Origin of the sequence: Swaminathania salitolerans (assembly GCF_007988945.1) — a bacterium.
Classification (GTDB): domain Bacteria; phylum Pseudomonadota; class Alphaproteobacteria; order Acetobacterales; family Acetobacteraceae; genus Swaminathania; species Swaminathania salitolerans.
Genome location: NZ_BJVC01000001.1, coordinates 181,363 through 202,711 on the forward strand (window position 1 = coordinate 181,363; position 21,349 = coordinate 202,711).

15 protein-coding genes and 1 riboswitch are annotated in these 21,349 nt (G+C 63.1%); of the genes, 8 read left to right on the forward strand and 7 right to left on the reverse strand.

Features of this window, described 5'->3' with window-relative positions:
* Positions 1-43: 43 nt before the first annotated feature.
* From SSA02_RS00790 to SSA02_RS00800, 3 genes are read left to right on the forward strand one after another with little or no spacing between them, the layout of a single operon-like run.
* The gene (locus SSA02_RS00790; RefSeq protein ID WP_147092035.1) at positions 44-454 is read left to right on the forward strand and encodes a metal-sensing transcriptional repressor; all 411 of its coding nucleotides are present in this window, start codon (positions 44-46) and stop codon (positions 452-454) included.
* On the forward strand, positions 454-1,752 hold the full coding sequence (locus tag SSA02_RS00795) for an efflux RND transporter periplasmic adaptor subunit (RefSeq protein ID WP_147092036.1): 1,299 nt from the start codon (positions 454-456) through the stop codon (positions 1,750-1,752). The genes SSA02_RS00790 and SSA02_RS00795 overlap by 1 nt, the downstream gene beginning before the upstream one ends.
* A gap of 9 nt (positions 1,753-1,761) precedes the next feature.
* Positions 1,762-4,857: an efflux RND transporter permease subunit gene (locus tag SSA02_RS00800; RefSeq protein WP_147092037.1), complete on the forward strand. Its 3,096-nt coding sequence runs from the start codon at positions 1,762-1,764 to the stop codon at positions 4,855-4,857.
* Between the two features lie 104 nt (positions 4,858-4,961).
* Here the strand turns inward: SSA02_RS00800 and SSA02_RS00805 are convergent, their stop codons facing one another.
* The 3 genes from SSA02_RS00805 to SSA02_RS00815 all read right to left on the reverse strand — a co-directional run bounded on the left by SSA02_RS00805 (position 4,962) and on the right by SSA02_RS00815 (position 9,162).
* Positions 4,962-5,342 (reverse strand): VOC family protein, encoded by a 381-nt coding sequence (locus SSA02_RS00805; protein WP_147092038.1) that lies wholly within the window; start codon positions 5,340-5,342, stop codon positions 4,962-4,964.
* A 340-nt stretch (positions 5,343-5,682) separates the two neighbouring features.
* Positions 5,683-8,091, reverse strand: a complete 2,409-nt coding sequence (locus SSA02_RS00810) for a TonB-dependent receptor plug domain-containing protein (RefSeq protein WP_147092611.1) — start codon at positions 8,089-8,091, stop codon at positions 5,683-5,685.
* Positions 8,092-8,634: 543 nt separating this feature from the next.
* Positions 8,635-9,162, reverse strand: a complete 528-nt coding sequence (locus tag SSA02_RS00815; RefSeq protein WP_147092039.1) for a hypothetical protein — start codon at positions 9,160-9,162, stop codon at positions 8,635-8,637.
* Positions 9,163-9,416: 254 nt separating this feature from the next.
* On the opposite strand from SSA02_RS00815, the gene SSA02_RS00820 reads away from it, so the two are divergent.
* Positions 9,417-11,501 carry a S46 family peptidase gene (locus SSA02_RS00820; RefSeq protein WP_147092040.1) on the forward strand — a complete coding sequence of 695 codons (2,085 nt, stop codon included), beginning with the start codon at positions 9,417-9,419 and terminating at the stop codon, positions 11,499-11,501.
* A gap of 71 nt (positions 11,502-11,572) precedes the next feature.
* Here the strand turns inward: SSA02_RS00820 and SSA02_RS00825 are convergent, their stop codons facing one another.
* Entirely contained in the window at positions 11,573-12,433 is an 861-nt protein-coding gene (locus SSA02_RS00825) for an SDR family oxidoreductase (RefSeq protein WP_147092041.1), read from the reverse strand.
* A 186-nt stretch (positions 12,434-12,619) separates the two neighbouring features.
* A complete protein-coding gene (locus SSA02_RS00830) occupies positions 12,620-13,990 on the reverse strand; it encodes an NAD-dependent succinate-semialdehyde dehydrogenase (protein WP_147092042.1) in 1,371 nt (456 codons plus the stop codon).
* 235 nt (positions 13,991-14,225) lie between these two features.
* Positions 14,226-14,443, forward strand: a riboswitch (cobalamin riboswitch).
* Between the two features lie 246 nt (positions 14,444-14,689).
* On the opposite strand from SSA02_RS00830, the gene SSA02_RS00835 reads away from it, so the two are divergent.
* The gene (locus SSA02_RS00835; protein WP_147092043.1) at positions 14,690-15,715 is read left to right on the forward strand and encodes a HoxN/HupN/NixA family nickel/cobalt transporter; all 1,026 of its coding nucleotides are present in this window, start codon (positions 14,690-14,692) and stop codon (positions 15,713-15,715) included.
* A 52-nt stretch (positions 15,716-15,767) separates the two neighbouring features.
* Here SSA02_RS00835 and SSA02_RS00840 read toward each other — a convergent pair whose 3' ends face one another.
* Both SSA02_RS00840 and cobF read right to left on the reverse strand, forming a co-directional pair.
* The gene (locus tag SSA02_RS00840) at positions 15,768-16,250 is read right to left on the reverse strand and encodes a phosphate-starvation-inducible PsiE family protein (RefSeq protein ID WP_147092044.1); all 483 of its coding nucleotides are present in this window, start codon (positions 16,248-16,250) and stop codon (positions 15,768-15,770) included.
* A 54-nt stretch (positions 16,251-16,304) separates the two neighbouring features.
* Positions 16,305-17,126, reverse strand: a complete 822-nt coding sequence (cobF, locus tag SSA02_RS00845; protein WP_147092045.1) for a precorrin-6A synthase (deacetylating) — start codon at positions 17,124-17,126, stop codon at positions 16,305-16,307.
* A 257-nt stretch (positions 17,127-17,383) separates the two neighbouring features.
* Here cobF and SSA02_RS00850 point away from each other — a divergent pair, with 257 nt between their 5' ends.
* The 3 genes from SSA02_RS00850 to SSA02_RS00860 all read left to right on the forward strand — a co-directional run bounded on the left by SSA02_RS00850 (position 17,384) and on the right by SSA02_RS00860 (position 21,346).
* Positions 17,384-18,772, forward strand: a complete 1,389-nt coding sequence (locus SSA02_RS00850) for an NAD(P)-dependent oxidoreductase (protein ID WP_147092046.1) — start codon at positions 17,384-17,386, stop codon at positions 18,770-18,772.
* The gene (gene preA / locus SSA02_RS00855; RefSeq protein ID WP_147092047.1) at positions 18,765-20,033 is read left to right on the forward strand and encodes an NAD-dependent dihydropyrimidine dehydrogenase subunit PreA; all 1,269 of its coding nucleotides are present in this window, start codon (positions 18,765-18,767) and stop codon (positions 20,031-20,033) included. The genes SSA02_RS00850 and preA overlap by 8 nt, the downstream gene beginning before the upstream one ends.
* A gap of 71 nt (positions 20,034-20,104) precedes the next feature.
* Entirely contained in the window at positions 20,105-21,346 is a 1,242-nt protein-coding gene (locus SSA02_RS00860) for a M20 family metallo-hydrolase (RefSeq protein ID WP_147092048.1), read from the forward strand.
* Positions 21,347-21,349 lie beyond the last annotated feature (3 nt).

Here is a 21,349-nt window from a genome sequence, read left to right on the forward strand (position 1 = left end):
AAAAGACTTCCTCAACCCCTCCCCCCCAGGGTATGGGAGGAGAATGACCCAGACGCGCCCCGGACCGACCGACACCCTAGACCACGAGCCGCGCCAACGGCCCACCCGCAGGCCGGGCCGCGGGGGCAGTCACGGGCCCAGCCACGGGGCCAGTCACGAGCCCAGTCACGGGTCCGACCATGGGGCCAGTCACAAACCCAGCCACAGAAATGTGACGATCCGTCTGAAACAGGCTCACGGTCATCTTGCGACAATTCTCGAGATGATCGAGTCCGACCGGAGCTGCGCCGATCTGGCCCAGCAGATCCAGGCGGTCGAGAACACCATCCGCAACGCAAAGCGTCGTCTGATCCGCGATCATGTCGAGCATTGCATCGTCGAGGCGCTGGCCGATGGCGGTCTCAGCAAGGAGCATGCGCTGGAGGAATTCAGCCATTTCGCCAGATATCTCTGATGCGTAAGGTGGCCTTTCTCTTCGCTTCGCACATGGCGTTCCGTTCCCTCGCTGCGACAGGCGTCATCATCGGCTGTGCGGTTCTGGCAGGGGCGCCGGCAGCCAGGGGGGAAGACACGTGGCGCCATGTCTATGAGCTGCCGCTGGAAGCCCAGACCAACGCAAGGACGTCGTTCGCGACCGTGCGTCGCGATACGCTGATCCGGGGTATCGGGGCGATGGCCCGGGTGGATGCGGATACGAGCCGCGTCATCGTCATCCGTCCGGCGGGCAGCGGAAAGGTGACCGACGTGCATGTCACGCCGGGCGCCCGTGTCAGAAAGGGGCAGAGCCTCGTCAGCTACACCGATCACTCCCTTCATGAACTGCATCTCCAGTATGCCCAGATGCAGGCGGCGCTCGATTCCGCGCGTGCAGGCGCTCTCGAGGCGGAGCAGCTCTACAAGCGCGGTCTGGCCTTGGCGGGCAGTGCCGTATCGACCGGGGAACTGCAGAAACGGCGCATGATTCTCGAGCAGCAGCGCGGTCTGGTTGCGGCACGAAAGGCGGATCTCGAGACGCTGGAGCATCGCAGGACCGAGGAATTCACCTCCGTGACAGAGCGGATCGTGGAGGACGAGGCATCGGATCTCGTTTCTCCCGTCGATGGTGTCGTCCAGTCCGTCAACAGCGCTGTGGCCTCGGACATCACGGCAGGAGACAAGGTGGTGACGATCGTCGATCTCTCCCGTCTCTGGCTGGTGGCCGATCTCTCTCCCGACGATGCATCCCGGATAGATCCGGGCGACAGGGCCGTCTTCCGCCCGAGTGGCCAGGGGGGTGGGTCTGGCGGCGAATCGGAGAGCGGACCAAGGGATGCCGGGAAAAATGCCGGGAACAATGCCGGGAGAGATACCGGGGATGATCCGGCGATGGATAATACGGCGATCGTCGCGCGGGTCGATACGATCGAAGGTCTTGCCGATCCTGCGACAGGTCTGGTGCGCGTCGTCTGCGTTCTCGACCATCCGCCTCCGCGGTTGCGTCCGGGCATGATGCTCGATGCCAGATTCGAGACCGGGAGTGGCGCCCGGGGGCTGATCGTCCCGCAGGCTGCCCTGCAGGAAATCGACGGCCAGACCGTTGTCTTCCTGCGTCGCTCGCCAACGCGTTTCGTGCCGGTCGTGGTGCAGGAACTTGCCGGGAACGACGAGGAAGCGGCGGTGAGCGGTGCCCTGCAGGCGGGAGACGTCGTGATGGCGCAAGGGAGCTTCGTTCTCAAATCCATGGCCCTTCTGGGCTCCCTGGCATCGGACTGAGATCTGCCCATGTGGATGGCCCTGCAGAAAAACAGGCTCGCCGTGCTCGGTCTGGCTCTTCTGTGCGTGCTTGCCGGTCTGCTGGCGGTTCCGGGGCTGCCGGTCGAGCCGGTTCCCGATATCTCGCCCAGACAGGTGCTCGTGTCGGTGACGGCGCCCGGGCTTGCGACCGAGGAGGTCGAGAAGGAGATCACCTTTCCGATCGAGTCCAGTCTTACCGGCCTGCCCGGGCTGATCGATCTGCGTTCCGTATCGAGAAACGGCGTTTCGGTCGTCTATCTGCAATTCGAGGACGGCTCGGATATCGATCTCGACCGTAGCCGGGTCAGTGAGCGCCTCCAGCGCGCGCGCGCGGCCATCGTTCCGCCCGTGACCGTCACGATGGGGCCGCTCGCGACCGGAATGGGCGAGATCATGCAGATCGAGATCAGGGGCGATTCCCGGTATTCTCCCCTCGCGCTCAATCGTCTCATGACCTGGTCCGTCGCGCCGCAGCTGCGTCTCGTTCCCGGGGTGGCCGATGTCAATGTCAATGGCGGCGCCGAGGAGACCTATCTGCTCACGATCGATCCGGCCCGGCTGCGCAGCCATAACGTGAGCCTCGAGACGGTCTATGCGGCGATCGAGCGTGACAATGCCGCTTCGGGCGGTGGCTGGATCGCCCATCAGGCGGAGCAGCGGGTCGTGGTCGGGCGGGCGCTGATCGGGTCTCTTGCGGCATTCGGTGCGATCCCTGTCGCAAACGGTCCCGATGGCAGCACCATACGCCTGCGCGATCTGGGGCGGGTTTCCCTGGGGGGACGCCAGCGTCTGGGTGCTGTGACGCGCGACGGAAAGGGAGAGATCGTCAACGGCGTCGTGCTGATGCAGGAGGGGGCCAGTTCGAACGCCGTTCTCGCTTCGATCGCAAGGGCACTCCCCGCGATAGAAAAGCAGCTCCCTCCCGGCGTCACGCTCAGACAGCTCTACAGTCGCGCCACGCTGACGGACGAAACGATCCGGACGATCAGGGAAAATCTCGCCCTCGGCGCGGTTCTCGTCTTTCTGACCCTTCTGGTCGTGATCGGGGACTGGCGCGCGGCGCTCGTCATCATCTCGGTCATCCCGGTCTCGCTTGTCATGGCCTTCGTCGGGATGCGGTTTTTCGGGATTTCGGCAAATCTGCTCAGTCTCGGGGCAATCGATTTCGGCATGATCGTCGATGGCTCTCTCGTGATCGTGGAGCACATGATGGTCGAGCGTGCCCGGGACGGGGGGCGCCGCTCCATGACGGAGCTGGCGGTGAGGACCGTGCGCCTCGTGTCGCGGCCCGTCATCTTCGCGGTGCTGGTCATCATCGTGGTGTATCTGCCGGTCCTGACCCTCGAAGGGGTGGAAGGACGCATGTTCCGCCCCATGGCTCAGACCATCATCATGGGATTGCTGGTCTCGCTGACCTATTGTTTCGTCGTCGTGCCGGTCCTGTCGGCCCTCCTGCTGCGGGGGCGAGGCGACGACAGGGAAACCCGTTTTGTGCGGCTGTGTCGCCGTTTCTACGAGCCGGCTCTCGTCTGGTGCGGGCGCCATGCCCGGGCGGTCTTCGGCGCGACCGGCCTTCTCATGGGGGTGGCGTTGTTCCTTGCGGCAGATCTGGGAGGGGAATTCGTCCCCCAGCTCGAGGAAGGCGCTCTGGTCGTGAGCGCGATGCGTCTGCCCAGCGCCTCTCTGCCGACGGTGCTGGCATCGGTCACGGCGGAGGAGAGGATTCTCAGGCAGTTTCCCGAAGTCGAAACCGTGGTCAGCAACACGGGTACCGCTGCGATCCCGACCGATCCCATGGGCGTTGGAGAGACGGACAGCTTCGTCTTCCTCAAGCCGCGATCGACGTGGCGCGCGGGCATGACGCAGGCACGTCTCGTTGACGAGATGAATGCGAAACTGACGCATGACATGCCCGATGCCGCCTATTCATGGACCCAGCCCATCGAGATGAGAATGGACGATCTGTTATCCGGCGTCCGGACCCAGCTTGCGATCTCCATCTATGGAGACGATCTCCCGGTGCTCGATACCCTTGCGGCACAGGTCGTGCAGGCCGTCTCAGGCGTACGCGGAGCGGCCGATGTCGCCAGACAGGGCGAGGGAACGGTTCCCTATCTCCATATCGACGTCGATCGGGACGCGGCAGGCCGGTTCGACATAGCGGTGCCGGAGATACTGGCCACGATCGAGGCCATCGGTGGGCATATCGGACGGCCAGTCATTCTCGACAATGCCCTGATTCCGACCCAGATCCGTTTTCCGTCAGCCGTCTCCCGGTCTATCGACCGGATCGGCCGGTTGCAGCTGCGACGACAGGACGGCAAGGGATGGGCGCTCCTGAAGGATGTGACGCGGATCCGCCTCGATCAGGGGCCGTCACGCATCGATCGTGACGGATTGCATCGGCGTGTCGTCGTGCAGGCCAATATACGGGGGCGGGATGTCAGTTCCTTCGTCGCCGAGGCGCGCCGAAAGGTGTCGGCGATCGCTCTGCCGCCGGGATATCGTCTTGCCTGGTCGGGACAGTTCCGCAACCTGCAGACGGCCATGGCGCGGCTCGAGCGCGTCGTTCCGGTCGCGCTGACGCTTATCTTCGTGCTGCTGGTTGCCGCACTCGGATCGCCCAGGGCGGCTGGTCTCGTCTTCTGCAACCTGCCCGTGGCGGCGATGGGAGGCGTTTTCGCGCTGGCGCTGCGCGGGCTCCCTTTCAGCATCGCGGCAGGTATCGGCTTCATTGCCCTGTTCGGGGTCGCCATTCTGAACGGGGTCGTTCTACTCAGTCAGATCGGCACGTTTCGCGCGGCAGGATCGAGTGCGGCAGAGGCCGCCTTTGCGGCGGCGCGAAGCCGTTTCCGTCCGGTTCTCGCCACGGCCTCAGTTGCTAGTCTCGGCTTTTTCCCGATGGCATTTTCGGGCAGTGCCGGGGCGGAGGTCGAACGGCCGCTCGCCACGGTCGTGATCGGTGGGCTGGTGAGTTCGACCGCCCTGACGCTTTTCGTATTGCCCGTGCTTTACGCACGGCTCTTCGGCGGAAGCGGGGCCATACGCGGTTCCGGAACCGGCGGATCCCGGAAGCCGGAATGATCGGCACGATGCGATTCCCGGGGAAGCTGTGGGCGCGCAGGCGGAGTTAGGGAAGGGGATGAGATTGCGGATCGGGGCGCAATCGCCCCGTCCGTCAGCGTCGTTCAGCCTTCCTTGTAGAAAGCGCAGAGCTTGTTGCCGTCCGGGTCGCGGAGATAGGCGAGATGGAGCGTACCCATTGCGGTTTCGCGCGGGCCCGGCGGTGCCTCGATGGGGGTGCCGCCATGTGCCGCTCCCGCCTCGTACCAGGCTTTTACGGCCTCGGGGGAGGAGGCGAGAAAGCCGATCGTGCCGCCATTGGCACCTGTTGCGGGTTTGCCGTCGATCGGCTTCGTGATGATGAAACGGCCGCCGTCATGGCTGTAGAACAGACGTCCCTTGGGGTCCGGCGTTGCCGGAGGACAGCCGAGCGCACCGAGCGCGGCGTCGTAGAAGGTCTTTGAGCGTTCGAGGTCGTTGCTTCCGAGCATTACGTGGCTGAACATCCGAATTCCTCTCTATGGGCGGTGTGTCGCGTCAGGAAGGTCGGGCCTGGCAATGCGGGTGTCAATCCCTGCCCGTCAGCCCGGCGCATCCGAAGCTGCATCCGACGATGCAGCGTGCGTTGAGGTTCATGATGCGCTCCCGGGGCAAGGCCCCCCGGGTGAGACATCCGGTGGCACCCGGGGCGCGTTACTGGCGCATTGCAGGCGCAGTACGGAGGCGCAGTGGTGAGGTGCAGACAGGCCGGGCCCCGTTTCCATGAAGGCCGAACCGGCCCGGGAGGATGTCGCTCCCGGAAGGAGAGACCGCTCCCAGAGGCTGGCGCTCAGAGGCTGGCGCGTCTCAGAGGCTGGCGCTGACGCGGCCGAAATAATAGCCCCCGGTAAAGGGAACCTGGTTGGAGAACTGGTCGTACATCGAGCCGCCTGCCGGGACCAGAACGCCGGGAAGACGACGCGGGCGCACATTGAACACGTTGTTTACGCCGAGGCTTGCATGGATCCGGGAGGTGATCCTGTAGCCGATCTCGATATCCGTGAGCCAGCGCGGGGTGTTCTTGAACTGTCCGAAACAGCTGTTCGAATAGCGCAGGGCGCCGCCCTTCTCGCAGCGTGCCGATGCCGGTGTCCAGTCCTGATAGGTCATCATGTTGGTGGTTTCGCCGTAGCGGGTCTGACGCAGGTTGATGTCCCATTTCCCGACGGTCCAGAGCGCATTCAGGATGATCTTGCTGCGTGGGGTCGCCGTGGTGATATAGCCGATGGTCTGCTCGTTCAGCAGAGGTCTGCCGAGGGTCGAGAGACCGTTATGATGCAGGCGCGTCCGGTTGAGGTTGAGAGCCCCGGTAAGCGCAAGATTGCCGTAGCTGTGCATGCGAACCAGATAATCCGCCTTGATATCGAGGCCCTGCGTTCGCGTGCTGGCGCCGTTGGAAAGGAAATAGGCCGAGGATGCGGCTGCATTCGTTGCAGTCGGCGAGACGTCGAACCCGAAGGAGCGTATGGCGTCCAGAGCCTGCGGCCCGCGTATCGTGCCGCCCTGGACGATGCGATCGCGCAGGTTGATCTGATAGACGTCGGCCTCGACATGGAACCCGCGTACCGGCTCCATCGTGAAACCTGCGCTCGCATTGACAGAGCGCTCCGGCTTGAGACCCTGCGCCCCGAGGGAGCGCGCGGCATCGGACTGGACGGGAAGCTGCCCGCCGACGCTGCCGGTTCCCGCATAGATGTTGAGTCGGCTGAAATGGGATTCCTGGAGGGTTGGCGCACGGAAGCCGTTCGCGATCGTGCCGCGCAGCGCGAAGCGGTTGGTGAAATCGTATCGTGCCGAGATCTTTCCGTTCTCGGTATTTTCCGTGTCCGTATAGTATTCGTACCGTCCGGCAACATCGATCGAGAGTTTCCGCGTCGGCCGGAAGGTGGCATCGACATAGGCCGAATAGATATTGCGATACCATGTTCCCGCCGATTGGGGAGGGATGCCGGCATGTTCGACCGGGCCGCCATCGAGATAGGATTCCGGGTTGCCCGATACGATCTGATAGGAGTCGAGGCGGTGTTCGCCGCCGAAAGCGAGGCTGACCGGCATGGTCCATATCTTCAGACCCCGGCGCAGATCGAGATTATTGGTCCATTGCGTGTTTTTCTGGGTATAGTCCCAGAACTTGCTCGGCGAGTATCCGGTGCGGGCCAGCTGCCCCAGATTCACGACGTCACGAATGCTGATGCGTGAATTGTCGCCGCCATAGACGCTGGAGAGGTTCCAGTCGAAGCCGAAGAGATCCTCTCCCTTCAGGCCGAGCTCGGCTGCATAATCCAGCTCGTCATCGGCTGTGATCGGGCGCAGTTCCTCGATACCGGCGGCGGGGACGATATAGGGAAATTTATAGGCGCGCATTTCCGCGTGGCGATAGGCCAGCGTGGCCTGCCCGTAGAGCTCGACGCCCTCGGCAAGGGGTTTGCCGAAATTCAGGGCAAAGGTCTCACGCGTTTCCTTCGGGGTGCTCAGATAGTCTGTCTTTCGTCCCCGCCAGCTCTCGGAGCCGGGTCTGACGCCCACGAAATAGTTCTTCGTATCGGCGCCCGCAGGCCAGGCACCGAGCAAAGCGTGATCGGGACCCCAGGCGATCGCATGTTCGGTGTGATAGAACTGCGCGCCCAGATGAACGAACCCGTCCTTGCCGAGCTTGAAACCCCCATCGGCATCGAGTTGATACTGCACGCCATTGCCGAGATAGGCATTTGCGCCACCCTGACCGCTGAGCGACAGGCCGTGATCCTTCTTCTTGGTGATGATGTTCACCACGCCGGCAATCGCGTCCGAGCCGTACATGGCCGCTGCGCCATCCTCGAGTACCTCGATATGATCGATCATGTTTCCGGCGAGCATGTTGAGATCGACACCGGAGGAGGCAAATTGCGGCCCGGGTTTCTGGACGATATTGGCCGTCGAATGGCGGCGCTTTCCGTCCACGAGCACGAGCGTCTCATTCGGGCCGAGCCCGCGCATCTGCACGGAGGAAACGAGCGAGTTCGTGTTGGAACCGCGCGCGCTCATGGTGATCGACGGATAGGTGCGGGTGAGGGCGTTCGACACATTGAGTTCGCCCGTGCGCTCGAGAGTCTTGGCAGAGATCACGACCACGGGGCTGATGCTCTGCCGGGCCTTTACGTGGCTCTCGCGCGTGCCGGTCACGATCACCTGCTCGGCATCGCCCGTCGATTTGAAGAACTTGTTCTGCTTTGTCATGGCCGTCGTCTTGTCGGCCCTTTTCTGATGCAGATCCTCCGGAGCGCCCGTGACGCCGGTTTCCGCGCGGGCTTCGGCCCGGGCCCTGTCGCCGAGAGCGGGGGTGATCGCCGTGGTGGCAACAAGGAACAGTACTGATTTTCTCACCGGTCTCTCCGACACATATGGTCATGGATGCAGCGGAAAATCGTTATTGCGCCGGTAAGGGTAAAGTTAAGCTTTTATGTAATCGTGTCGTTATCGGTCTGGAATATTTCACAATATATAAACATCATATTGTGAAATAAGACGAAGATCGGGAGACGACGGCCGGGCCTTTGATCGGCAACGGAATTTTCCCGTTTATCGCATTCGTAACGGTCCCGAAGTGAGACGGAGCCCGTCGGTCGGGCAGAGGAGATTTTCGTGATTGCAAGGACGATTCCAGGCGTGGCTCGGGATGCGACCCGGTATCCCAGTGAGACAGCGAAGCACCGAAGGCACTGAAGGCACGGGCGGCAGCGAAGGCACGGGGCGATGCGAAGGGCCTGAGCGACAGGAGCCTCATTTTCCCTGATCCTTGCGTCTCGCCGCGAAAAGCCGCCCGGCGCGATCTCCGGACCAGCGACCGGTCCGGCGCCAGAAACGGGCTTCCACCATCATCGCCCGGGCGACGATCCTCGGAACGCCCATGCTCTGGAGTCGTTCGCTGTCCCCCGTCTCGCTGAAGGCGATCTTCAGAATGCCGATCAGCAACAGGAATTCGATCGCTCCCGCCAGCGCACCTCCCATCGCTCTCAGAGGATGCAGATAGAGCAGGAGAAACCGTTCGTCTTTCGGCACGATACGCTCGCAGATCCAGATACCGAGGCAGGATAGCAGGCATGTTCTGAACAGGATTTTCCTGCAAGAGGCCGGGCGGTAGCACGAAACGAACATGACCGGCATGAGCAGGCACCAGCACAGGAGCGCGTCGGTTTCCCGATATCGGGTATCGAAAACCGGGGCGGGCGAGATATATCCGATCGAAAAGATTGCGATAACAGAAGAAAAAACAGGAACGAACCAGTGCCGGGAGAGGATTCTCGTCATGAAATCTACAGTGATTTTTTTTCGAATGACGATATCTTTGCAGAGCATCGCCAGGACAACCAGAATAATCTCTTCTGTCTCGTTCAGATGTCCCTGTTGTCGCCGGAATTCCGTGCGCGTTTCGCTGTCGTGCCGGTAGCGTGAGGATGCCCGGAAAACGCCGCCTCGGGGTCATGATCGTCGATACGATTTGCAAACTGTGTCAGGATGTGAATTGATATACTATATCATTCACTCCGGAGAGAAGTTCCTGCATGTCCCGGTCTCCCCTGTTATTGTCCACGGCCCTTCTTTCGGCTCTCGTCTTCGCGTCTTCCTCACGCGCGGATGAGGGGATGTGGACATTCGATCATCTGCCCAGGGCTGCACTCCAGAAGCACTATGGCTTCACGCCGGACCCGGCCTGGATCGAGCACGTCGTTCAGTCCTCGGCGCGTCTGGCGGAAGGATGTTCCGCCTCGTTCGTCTCGGCTGACGGTCTCGTCATGACCAATCACCACTGCGCCAATGCCTGCCTCTCGGCTTTGTCGGACGGGGGACATGACTATTTCCGCGACGGGTTCTACACGAAGGATCCCGCCGAGGAACGTCAATGCCCCGGGATGGAGCTCGACCGTCTGGACAGCATGAAAGATGTCTCGCAGGCGGTGGCCGATGCGACGAAAAACCGTGAGGGCGCGGCTTATGCATCCGCGATGCAGGAGGTCGAAAGCCGTCTGACCCATGACTGCGTGGGCAATGATTCCGAGCATTGGCGTTGCGATATGGTCGCGCTCTATCACGGTGGGCAAACGGCCCTGTATCGCTATCGCCGCTACAAGGATGTGCGGATCGTCATGGCACCCGAACAGGGCATCGCCTTCTTCGGTGGAGATCCGGATAATTTCGATTATCCCCGATACGATATCGATCTCTCCATGTTGCGGGTCTATGAGAACGGAAAGCCGGTCCACACACCTTACCTCCAGATCGACCCGGCAGGGCCGAAAGCGGGCGAGCTCGTCTTCACTTCCGGAAATCCCGGTCGCACGCAGCGCGGTTTGCCCGCCGCTGCGCTCGCGTTCCAGCGCGATGTCGCAAATCCCGCGATCATCGCGGCGCTTTCCGTGCGGGAAGGTATGCTCTGGCAATATGGCCGCGAGAGCGCGGAGCACGCCAAGCAGGCCGAAAATCCCCTGTTCGGCATACAGAACGGGCTGAAATCCTATTCGGGCACGCAGGCGGCCCTGCAATCGGGCGATATCGTCGCAAGGCGCGAGGAAGAGGACAAGGCGCTCCAGTCATGGATCGATGCGGCTCCGGACCGGAAGGCAGAATATGGAACACCTTTCGAGACCGTTGCGAAAGCCATCGCGCTCGAGAAGGACATCTTCGCCCGCAATCTCGCGCTCGGCCTCGTTTTCCGCGGGCTCCCGGCCCATGCCATGACCCTGGTCGAGGCCGCGCATGAGCGCGCGCAACCCGATGCGCGTCGTCACAGCGGTTTTCACGATTCCCAGCTCGGCGAGATCGAAACGAGGCTGGCCGCGAAAGAGCCGGTCTATCCCGAGCTCGAGACGGCCAGCCTCGCCCTGTCCCTGACCGGTATGCGTCAGAGTCTGGGCGAGGACGATCCTCTCGTCCGGAATGCACTGGGCAAGAGCAGCCCCGATAGGGTTGCCGCCCATCTGATCCGCTCATCCGGCCTGTCCGACCCGCAGAAGAGACTGGCCCTGTGGAAGGGCGGTCTCAAGGCGATCGAGGCCTCTTCGGACCCGATGATCGTTTTCGCAAGGACGCTCTATCCGGCTTACGAAAAGCTGCGGGAGACGATGCGCAACGAGGTTACGTCTCCCTTGCACAAGGCCCAGGGCGATATTGCGCGCGCCCGCTTCGCCAAGGCGAAAAAGGAGGGAAAGCAAGACGGTCTCTATCCTGATGCCACGTTCTCGCCGCGGCTGTCCTACGGAACAGTCAAGGGCTGGCGCAAGAATGGCGTGGAGGTCGCACCATTCACCGATTTCGCGGGGATGTATCGTCATGCCACGGGCAGCGAGCCATTCGCGCTTCCCGAACGCTGGCTCGATGCGAAGCCGCGTCTCGATCTTTCGACCCATCTCGACTTCGTTTCCACGAACGATATCGTGGGCGGCAATTCAGGATCGCCCGTGCTCGACCGCAAGGGCCACGCTGTGGGTCTGATTTTCGACGGCAATCTGCCCAGCCTGGCAGGGACGCTCTATTACGATATCGCCAGCAATCGCGCCGTTGCGACGGATACCAGCGCGATCGTTGCGGCGCTCAGGGATGTCTATGACGAGCCCGCTCTCGCCCGGGAATTGTCGCAGGGTCATCGCTGACCCGCATGGCCGACCCGGGACAGAAAGCAATGTCCCGGGTCCGGTCCCGGTCCGGATGGAACCGGGGAAGATCAGATGACGGGAGTCCCGCCGGTCACGGCGATATTTGCGCCGGAAATATAGCTCGCCTCATCGCTGGCGAGCATCACATAGGGCGCGATCAGCTCGACGGGCTGACCCGGACGACCGAGCGGCGTTCCGGCTCCGAATTCATGGACGTGATCGCCATGCATCGTGGCGGGAATGAGTGGGGTCCAGATCGGCCCCGGCGCCACGGTGTTCGAGCGGATTCCCTTCTCGCCGAGAAGCTGGGCAAGCCCGCCACTGAAGTTCAGAATGGCCGATTTCGTGGCCGAATAGGCCAGAAGACGCGGCTTGGGGCTGTCGGCATTGACGGAGATGGTATGGATCAGGGAGCCACCGCGCGGCATATGGGGAACGACATTGCGCGTCAGGCGGAAGGTGGCCCCGATATTGGTCGCGAACGTATCGTCCCACTCGTCTTCGGAGATTTCTTCCAGAGACAGGCGCTCAACCTGGAACGCGGCATTGTTGACGAGAACATCGATCCGACCGAAGGTCTCGACCGTCTTGTCGACGATGGCGCGGCAGGTTTCGCGGCTTTTCAGATCGCCGGGAAGAAGCAGCGCACGACGTCCCGCTTTCTCGATCCAGGATGCGGTCTCTCGCGCGTCCTCTTCCTCCTCGAGATAGGAGATCGCGACATCGGCACCCTCGCGGGCGAAGCCGATGGCTACCGCACGACCGATTCCGGAATCGCCGCCGGTGATCAGGGCGATCTTGCCCTCGAGGCGGCCCGACCCCCGATATCGCGTCTCCCCGTGATCGGGCAGGGGGGTCATGGCGTCGGTAAGCCCCGGGATATGGTCCTGGAGTTTCGTGTCGAAGGGAGGCTTCGGAAAATCGGTCATGCGTATCACCGCTGGCTGGAAGAGGACGGGAAATCGGGGCCTCCGTATCGCGGTCTGTGGACCGTATCCGGGGGCGCTTCTCGCAGGGCACCGTGCCATCGGCAAAATGGCAGGGCCGGGCGTTGCGTGGCGGGCGGGGATCGGACGAACGGGGCACGAGGCCCCGCTTGCCCGATCGCTCCGCCGTCAGGCCATGCGGATCAGCTTGTGGTTCACGAATTCCTGGATACCCATGAAGGAGAGCTCGCGGCCGTAACCGGAGTTCTTCACACCGCCGAAAGGCAGCTCGGGCGATGTGCCGGTAATGTCGTTGACGAACACCATGCCGGTCTCGATCTGTTCGGCAATCCTGCGTCCGCGCTCGGGATTGCTGGTATGGACCGAGCCACCGAGCCCGAAGGGAGAGTCGTTGGCGAGCGCGACCGCTTCCGCTTCGTTCCCGACAGGATAGACGATGGCCACCGGACCGAAGATCTCCTCGTAGAAGACCGGATTGTCCTTGGTCACGCCGGTCAGAAGCCCGGCCTGCATGAAGAACCCGTCCCGCTCGAGCCTCTTGCCGCCGGTGACGAGCTCGGCACCGTGCGAGACGGCTTTTTCCACCTGGCTCAGGGCCAGTTTCATCGCGTTCTCGCTGCTCATGGGGCCGTGGGTGGTGCCCTGGTCGAGCGGGTCGCCGTACTGGAACTCCTTCAGCGCATCGGACAGGCGACGCACGAATTCGTCTGCGAGGGAGTCGTGCACGATCATGCGCTTGGAGGCGGTGCAGACCTGTCCGTTATTGGACATGCGTCCTGCGACGGCTCTGGGGATCACCTCGTCGAGATCGGCATCGTCCAGCACGATGAAGGGATCGGATCCGCCAAGCTCCAGCGTCGTCTTCTTCAGGGACTTGCCCGCGGCGGCCGCCACGGCGCTGCCTGCGCGCTCGCTTCCGGTCAGGGCGACACCGCGCACCTCGTCCCGGGCGATGAGCGCATCCGATACCTCGTTCTCGATGAAAAGGTTCGTCCAGGCGCCCTCTGGCGCACCCGCTTCACGGAACAGGGCTTCGAAGGCCAGAGCGCATTGCGGCACGCCCGGAGCGTGTTTTGCAAGCACGACATTTCCGGCCATGAGGTTTGGCGCGGCAACGCGGGCGAGCTGGTAATACGGGAAGTTCCAGGGTTCGACGCAATAGATGACGCCGAGCGACTGGCTCACCACGGTCGCACGGCCCGTTTCCACCTCGATCTCGCGCGGTGCGAGGAATTTTTCCGCGTTCCGGGCGTAATAGGCGAGGATCTGCGCGGAAAGTCGCGTCTCGGCGACAGCCTCCGAAAGAACCTTGCCCATTTCGATCGAGATCAGCCGGGCGTATTTCTCGGCATTCTGTTCGAGGATATCGGCCGCCTTCGCGACGATTGCGCGCCGTTCGGCGAAGCTGCGATGACGCCAGTCCTCGGACCAGAAGCGATGGGCAGCCTCGAGTTTCTCGAAAGCCTGGGCCTGGCTATGCAGCTCGAATTCACGCTCCGTCTTTCCGGTCGACGGGTTGATCGTGCGGTAGAGGCTCATGGTTCTGTCTCCTGTTCGGCTCACGTTCCACGCAGAGGTGGAGGCTTCGCGGGTTACAAGGCACGACCGCGCCCCGGGTTGCGTCGAAACCGGGATCGCTCTGAAAATCGCGGGCAGGATCCGGGCGACAGGATTTCTGCCTTCGGGCCGGGCGGCGCGAGACCGCGTGGTCCGGGGGCGACAAGGCGGCATGGCCGGGGAGACGGAAGGCTTTCGTTTTTCTGCGGCAGCCGCTACCCCGGTCGGGATCGAAGGTCTCGCGCGAGCGAGCGTGAAAGGGAATGCCGGAACGTCTCGCGTTCATTCGCGACAAGAGGCGGAGGCGGCAGCTGCCCCCGCAACTGTAAGCGGTGAGCCATCATGCAAAAACCACTATCCCCTGCAGCGGGACGGGAAGGGGCACGATGGCGAGGATCCGTGAGCCAGGAGACCTGCCTTCGTCGCGCGAACCTGTCCGGGCGGGGTGAACCGGCATAATGGAGAGACGATCATGATCCGCATTTCCCGTTCCCCGGCGCCCTGCATACCGGCGCCCTGCATACAGGTGCCCTGTATACCGGTGCTCTGCATACCTGCGTCCTGCATACCGGCATCCCGTGCGCGTATGCCCCGTTTCCGTGCGCCCCGCTTCCGTGCGTTTTGGTTCCGTGCGCCCGGTTTCCCGGCTTCCGGCGAATTCCGCGCCCCGGAGGGACGTCGATGAGCGGTGAGGCCCGTATCCCGTCGCGCCTGCGGACGCGTGTCCTTGCCCTCGGAGGGGGATTGTTTGCGGTCAATCTCGGGTTGTGGGTATGGACCTTCCTCCTGTTTCGCGGTCACCCCCTTCTTCTGGGCAATGCGCTGCTCGCCTATGGTTTCGGGTTGAGACATGCCGTGGATGCCGATCATATCGCCTCCATCGACAACGTGACGCGCAAATTCGTGCAGATGGGCCGGATGCCGGTCCTGACCGGATTCTGGTTCGCCATCGGGCATTCCCTGATCGTCGTTCTGGCTGCACTCGGGACCGCCCTGCTGTCCCATGCGCTTCAGGATCGTTTCGGGGCATGGCGCGATATCGGGAGCGTGGCCAGCACGCTCGTCTCCGCGGGGTTTCTATTCGCTCTCGCCGTGACCAATTTCGTCGTTCTCTGCGGAGCCTGGAAGGCATATCGGGCGCTCCGGCAGGGGCGCTCCGTCGCGCAGATCGAGCAGGACGCCCTGGCACGCGGCGGCCTTCTGGCGCGCCTGCTGTCGCCGCTTTTCCGGCTCGTGACCAGAAGCTGGCATATGGTGCTGCTCGGTTTCCTGTTCGGGCTGGGCTTCGATACCGCAACAGAGGTCTCTCTGCTCGGGCTTTCGGCGTCGGAAGCCACGCGCGGCGTCTCGGTGGCGTCCATCATGATCTTCCCGGCGCTTTTCGCGGCCGGGATGGCGCTGATCGATACGGCGGACGGCGTGCTCATGCTCGGCGCCTATCGCTGGGCGTTCGTCGATCCGATGCGCAAGCTGCGCTACAATATCGCAATCACGCTGGTTTCGGTCATCGTCGCCGTCGGCATCGGCAGTATCGAGACGCTCCGTCTCCTCGGCGATCGGATCGGATTCAGCGGCGCGGCCTGGCGGGTCGTGATCGCCCTCAGCGACAGCTTCAACACGATCGGTTTCATCGTGATCGGCGTGTTCATTCTCGCCTGGGGCGCATCGCTGTTTCTGGCCCGGACGCGTCGCAAGGCGTCGGACTGAGCCCACCCCGCCAGCGAGACCGGGCGCGCGGTCCGCGCCGTCGCGTCTCTCGTCAGTTCTCCTGTGCGGAGATGGTCTTTTCGGATGGGTGCTGGCCGGGTTTGCGGCCACGCATCAGCCAGTAGACGATGCCCAGAGCGAGCACCGAAGCAGACAGGGCCAGCATCTCCATGACGTTGACGCCATTCAGATCCAGAACGATGAACTTGCGCACGGTGGCCATCATGCCGATGAGCAGCACCGAGCGCATACGCACGAGGCTGTGAGACGGCGTTTCCGGCTGGACGAGGATGGAATGCTTGAATTCCAGCGCGATCAGCACGGTAAAGCAGAGACCGAACAGCCCCTGCAGAATGACCGGGTCGGTCGGGGTCAGTCTGGCCGTGGCGATCATCGAGATAACGGCATAGAGCACGTGAACCAGGCCGAGCAGAGCGACTGCGGTCACGCAGAGCGTCAGGACCAGCATCGCGAATTCCTCGAAAAGATCGAAGAATCGCGCCAGTCGCGAAAATCCCGGAATGCTCCTGATCATGGGTCGTTCTTGGCTCCAAAAAACACGAAATCGTGATAATGGCGCCGAATTATATCAATCCGTCATGGGAGGGAAGCGCTCATCCTTCACGTCACGCGCCGTTTCCCCGCCCGGACCCGTCTCGCGCCGCAGCATATAGACATCCATCACCCAGCCGCGCTTTTCCTTGATGGCGCGGCGCGCCGTCTGGATGCTCGCGAAAACCTCGCATAACCGACCGGAGATCACGCGCTCGTCTCCGGTCCCGAGATTCGCTCCCCAGAGCACGGTAAGCTCGGTATTCGTCCGGAGCCGTTCGAGCGCGGCCCCGCTATCGAGCATGACGATGGCGCTTCCGAGATCGTCCGGCCACCCCCGGGCCAGAAGCCGCGCAGGCAGGATCGTGATCTTCTCTCCGATGGCGCCGAGCGTCGTTTTGTGGCGTGCGGCCAGGGTCTGGACGCTCGTGATTCCGGGAATGACCTCGAATGCGAAGGATACGCCCCGTCTCCGGACCGTCTCGATGATCCGTAACGTGCTGTCGAAAAGAGACGGATCGCCCCAGACCAGAAATGCCCCGCAGCCGTTTTCGGGCAAGGCCTCCACGATCATGGTCTCGAACCGGTCGGCGAGGGCGTCATGCCAGGCAGCGACCCGGGCACGATACTCCGCAATGCGCGCATCGCGTTGCGGCACATCGTAGCACACCCATCGATACCGGTCATGGGTCATGACCTGACGGCACAATGCCTCGCGAACGGCGCGCAGCCCGGCTTTTTCGCTTCCCTTGTCCGGCAGGAAAAAGATCCCGGCCCTGTTCATCGCCTTGACGGCCTGCAGGGTCAGCTGATCGGGATCTCCGGCGCCAATGCCGATGAGAAGAACGGTCTTCGTCATCCTCGCCTGTTTCTCCTTGCTCGATGTCCGGTGGGCCGGTCCCGCCCCGATCCCTGTCCGACGCGAACGCTCTAGGCGCGACACTTCGGAGAATCAATCCCGGTCCCGCCGGGGAAGCGCCCCGGATCGAGGGAGATTTCCGGCACAGGAATCCGGAACAGGAACTTGAAAACTGAATCGTTGGTCAGAATCATGTTGATTTGTTCTTCAGACGGACCGTATCGTCAAGGCAACGAAACACGAGAGGCCTGCTTGCGATGATGCCGGATATTGCCTGTGGCCGACTGACCGAATCGCAGCTCGAGCGGAATTTCTCCGACGCGCATCCCGGTCTGACCCGCGATCAGGCAGCGCTCGAGGCGGAGCGGTGTTTCTACTGTCACGACGCACCCTGTATCGAGGCCTGTCCGACCGGCATCGATATTCCACGTTTCATCAAGGCCATTGCCGTGGATAATCCCGGCGGCGCGGCCCGTATCATTCTGGACGCCAATATTCTCGGCGGGTCCTGTGCCCGTGTCTGTCCGACCGAGATATTATGCGAGCAACGATGCGTCCATACGGCCATCGAGTCCGGTCGGCCCGTAAGGATCGGAGCACTCCAGCGTCATGCGACGGACTGGCAGATGGAGCAGGACGATCATCCCTTCACCCGGGGGGAGCCGACAGGAAAGCGCATCGCCGTCGTGGGGGCGGGGCCTGCGGGGCTGGCCTGTGCGCATCGTCTCGCCATGCGCGGTCATGAGGTGGTCGTGTTCGATCGCCATGAAAGACCGGGCGGACTCAACCAGTACGGGGTCGCCGCCTACAAGCTTGCCGATGATTTCGCGCAAAGGGAGGTCGATTTCCTCATGGCGATCGGCGGGATCCGGTTCGAGGCTGGGTGTAGTCTGGGGCGCGATATCACGCTGGCATCGCTGCGCAACGCCTATGATGCCGTTTTTCTCGCGCTCGGTCTTGGCGGCGTGCGGGCGCTCGGCCTCGATAACGCGCAGAACCCTTCCGTGATCGATGCGGTCGCCTTCATCGAGGCGTTGCGATCCGCACCGTACCGGCAGGCGCGGGTCGGCAGGCGTGTCGTCGTCATAGGGGGCGGAAATACCGCAATCGACGCAGCGGTCCAGGCCAGATTGCTCGGCGCAGAGGAGGTCACTCTGGTCTATCGTCGCGGCACGGAGTCGATGTCGGCCACGCCGGAGGAACGGGACTGGGCACGGGTGAACGATGTCACCATCCGGGTCTGGGCACGCCCCGATCGCCTCCTGATCGAGAACGGAACGCTTCGGGGCGTGTCCTTCCTGCGCGGCAGGCCCGGTCCGGATGGCGCGCCGCTCTACGACCCGGAGGCAGGCTTCGTGCTCGAGGCCGACATGGTGCTCAAGGCGATCGGGCAATCCCTCCTCCCGCTTTCGCCGGAAGGGGAGATGCCGCGCGTGCAGGACGGGCGCATCGTCGTCACGCAGGGCGGGAGAACCACGCTGCCCGGGGTATATGCCGGCGGCGATTGCACGATCGGCGCGGATCTGACGGTCGTTGCGGTACGGGATGGGCGCGATGCCGCCGAATCCATTCATGCCGCCCTTGCCGGTGCGGTCCGCAATAACGGGCAGGATCCCGACGGGAAAGGAGCTGGCTCTCATGGCTGATCTGGGCATCGATTTCGCGGGGATCCGCGCCCCCAACCCTTTCTGGCTCGCCTCTGCGCCGCCCACCGACAAGGAATACAATGTCAGGCGGGCGTTCGAGGCCGGCTGGGGCGGCGTCGTCTGGAAGACGCTCGGCGAGGATCCGCCTGTCGTGAATCTGAGTTCGCGTTATGGCGGGCTGGCCTATGGGGGACGGCGCCTCATGGGGCTGAACAATATCGAGCTCATTTCGGATCGGCCGCTTGCAACGAATATAGCGGAGATAAAGCGGGTAAAGCGCGCCTATCCCGATCGCGCGCTCGTCGTGAGCCTCATGGTGCCATGCGAGGAATCGCGCTGGCAGGCCATTCTCCCTCTCATCGAGGAGACGGGGGCGGACGGGATCGAACTCAATTTCGGCTGTCCCCATGGTATGTCGGAGCGCAATATGGGGGCCGCGATCGGTCAGGTGCCCGACTATGTCGAGATGGTGACGCGATGGTGCAGGCAGAACACCCGTATGCCCGTCATCGTCAAGCTCACGCCGAATGTGACCGATATTCTCCAGCCCGCGCGCGCAGCCCGCAAGGGAGGGGCCGATGCCGTCTCGCTCATCAATACCGTGCAGTCGGTCATCGGTGTGGATCTGGATGTCATGGCGCCGATGCCGGTCGTGGACGGGAAGGGGACGCATGGGGGGTATTGCGGCCCGGGCGTCAAGCCGATTGCGCTGCGTATGGTGGGCGAGATCGCTCGGGACCCGGCGATGCACGGCATTCCGATCTCGGGCATGGGCGGAATCGGTTCGTGGCGCGATGCTGCGGAGTTTCTCGCCATGGGGGCGGGGTCGCTCCAGATCTGTACGGCTGCGATGCATTACGGGTTCAGGATCGTCGAGGACCTGATCGACGGGCTGTCGCGCTGGATGGATGGCAAGGAGTACGGCGCCGTGCGCGACGTGACGGGCAGAGCCGTTTCGCGTTACGTGCCATGGAACGCGCTCAACATGAATTTCCGCACGCTCGCCCGGATCGATGCGGATCGCTGCATAGGATGCGGTCTGTGCCATATAGCCTGCGAGGATACGTCGCATCAGGCGATCGCGAGGCAGGACGACAATGGCCGCAGGACCTATGAGGTGATCGGGGAGTCCTGTGTCGGGTGCAATCTCTGCGCTCATGTCTGCCCCGTAAGCGACTGCATCACCATGGAGCCCCAGCCCTGCACCCATGAGCTGACCTGGCCGTATCATCCGTCCAATCCGAACCGGATCGTTGCGTAATCGCGAAAATTGCTGGAGCATCGATGCGTGGAGAAACAGGCAGATCGCAGGCGAGGCAGGAGAGGCAGCTCATGAGTGACACGAACATGCGTATCGACGGACCGGCCCTCTGGGCGGACCTGCTGGAGACGGCGCGTTTCGGCGGAACGCCGAAAGGGGGGATCCGCCGTCTCACCCTGAGCGAGGAGGACCGGCAGGTCCGGGACTGGTTCGCTTCCGCCTGCGAGAAACTGGGATGCCGGGTCGAAGTGGATTCGATGGGCAACATGTTCGCCCGTCGTGCGGGTCAGGACGATACCCTGCCGCCGATCACCATGGGGAGCCATCTGGATACCCAGCCGACCGGCGGGAAATTCGACGGCATACTCGGCGTACTCGGCGGGCTTGCCGTCCTGCGGGCGCTCGAGTCCTCGGGTTACGAGACGCGTCATCCGCTCGAGGTGATCAACTGGACGAATGAGGAAGGCGCGCGGTTTTCTCCTCCGATGATGTGTTCGGGTGTGTTTGCCGGCGTCTTTGACGAGCAGGAGGTGCTCGACAAGCGCGATCGCGCGGGAGCGCGGTTCGGCGATGCGCTGGAGGCCATCGGCTATCGGGGCGAGACACGATGCGGCGAGCGCCCGCTTGCGGCCTATTTCGAGCTTCATATCGAGCAGGGGCCGGTTCTCGAGGCGGAATCGCGCGTGATCGGCGCTGTGAGCGGCGTGCAGGGTATGCGCTGGTTCGAGGTCTCGCTGACGGGGCGGGACGCCCATGCCGGTTCGACCCCGATGGCCATGCGATGCGATGCGCTCCTGACCGCGGCATCGATGATCGAGGCGGTGGCGGCGCTGGCCCGCGCCCATGGCTCTGCCGCCCTGGGGACGGTCGGACTGATCGAGAACCGGCCCAATAGCAGCAATGTCGTGCCGGGAGAGGTGTTCTTCACCGTCGATCTCCGTCATCCCGACGATGCGGTGCTCGCGCGTATGGAGGAGGATCTCCGGGCGCGTTTCGAGCGGATCGCTGCAGGGAGCGGAACCGTCATGACGCTGACCCGTATCTGGGATGCCCCTGCCGTTCATTTCGATCCGCGCTGTATCGAGATGGTCGCGGAGGCCGCGCGAGAGGCCGGATACGATCCGAGACCGATCGTGTCCGGGCCGGGTCACGATGCGGCCTATCTCGCCCGCGTGGCCCCGACCGCGATGATTTTCGTCCCGTGTCGCGACGGGCTCAGTCATAACGAGGCCGAGAGCATCACGGAAGAAGAGGCCGAAGCCGGCGCCAATGTGCTTCTCGGTGCGGTGTTGCGCGCCGACCGGCTCCTGTAAGGC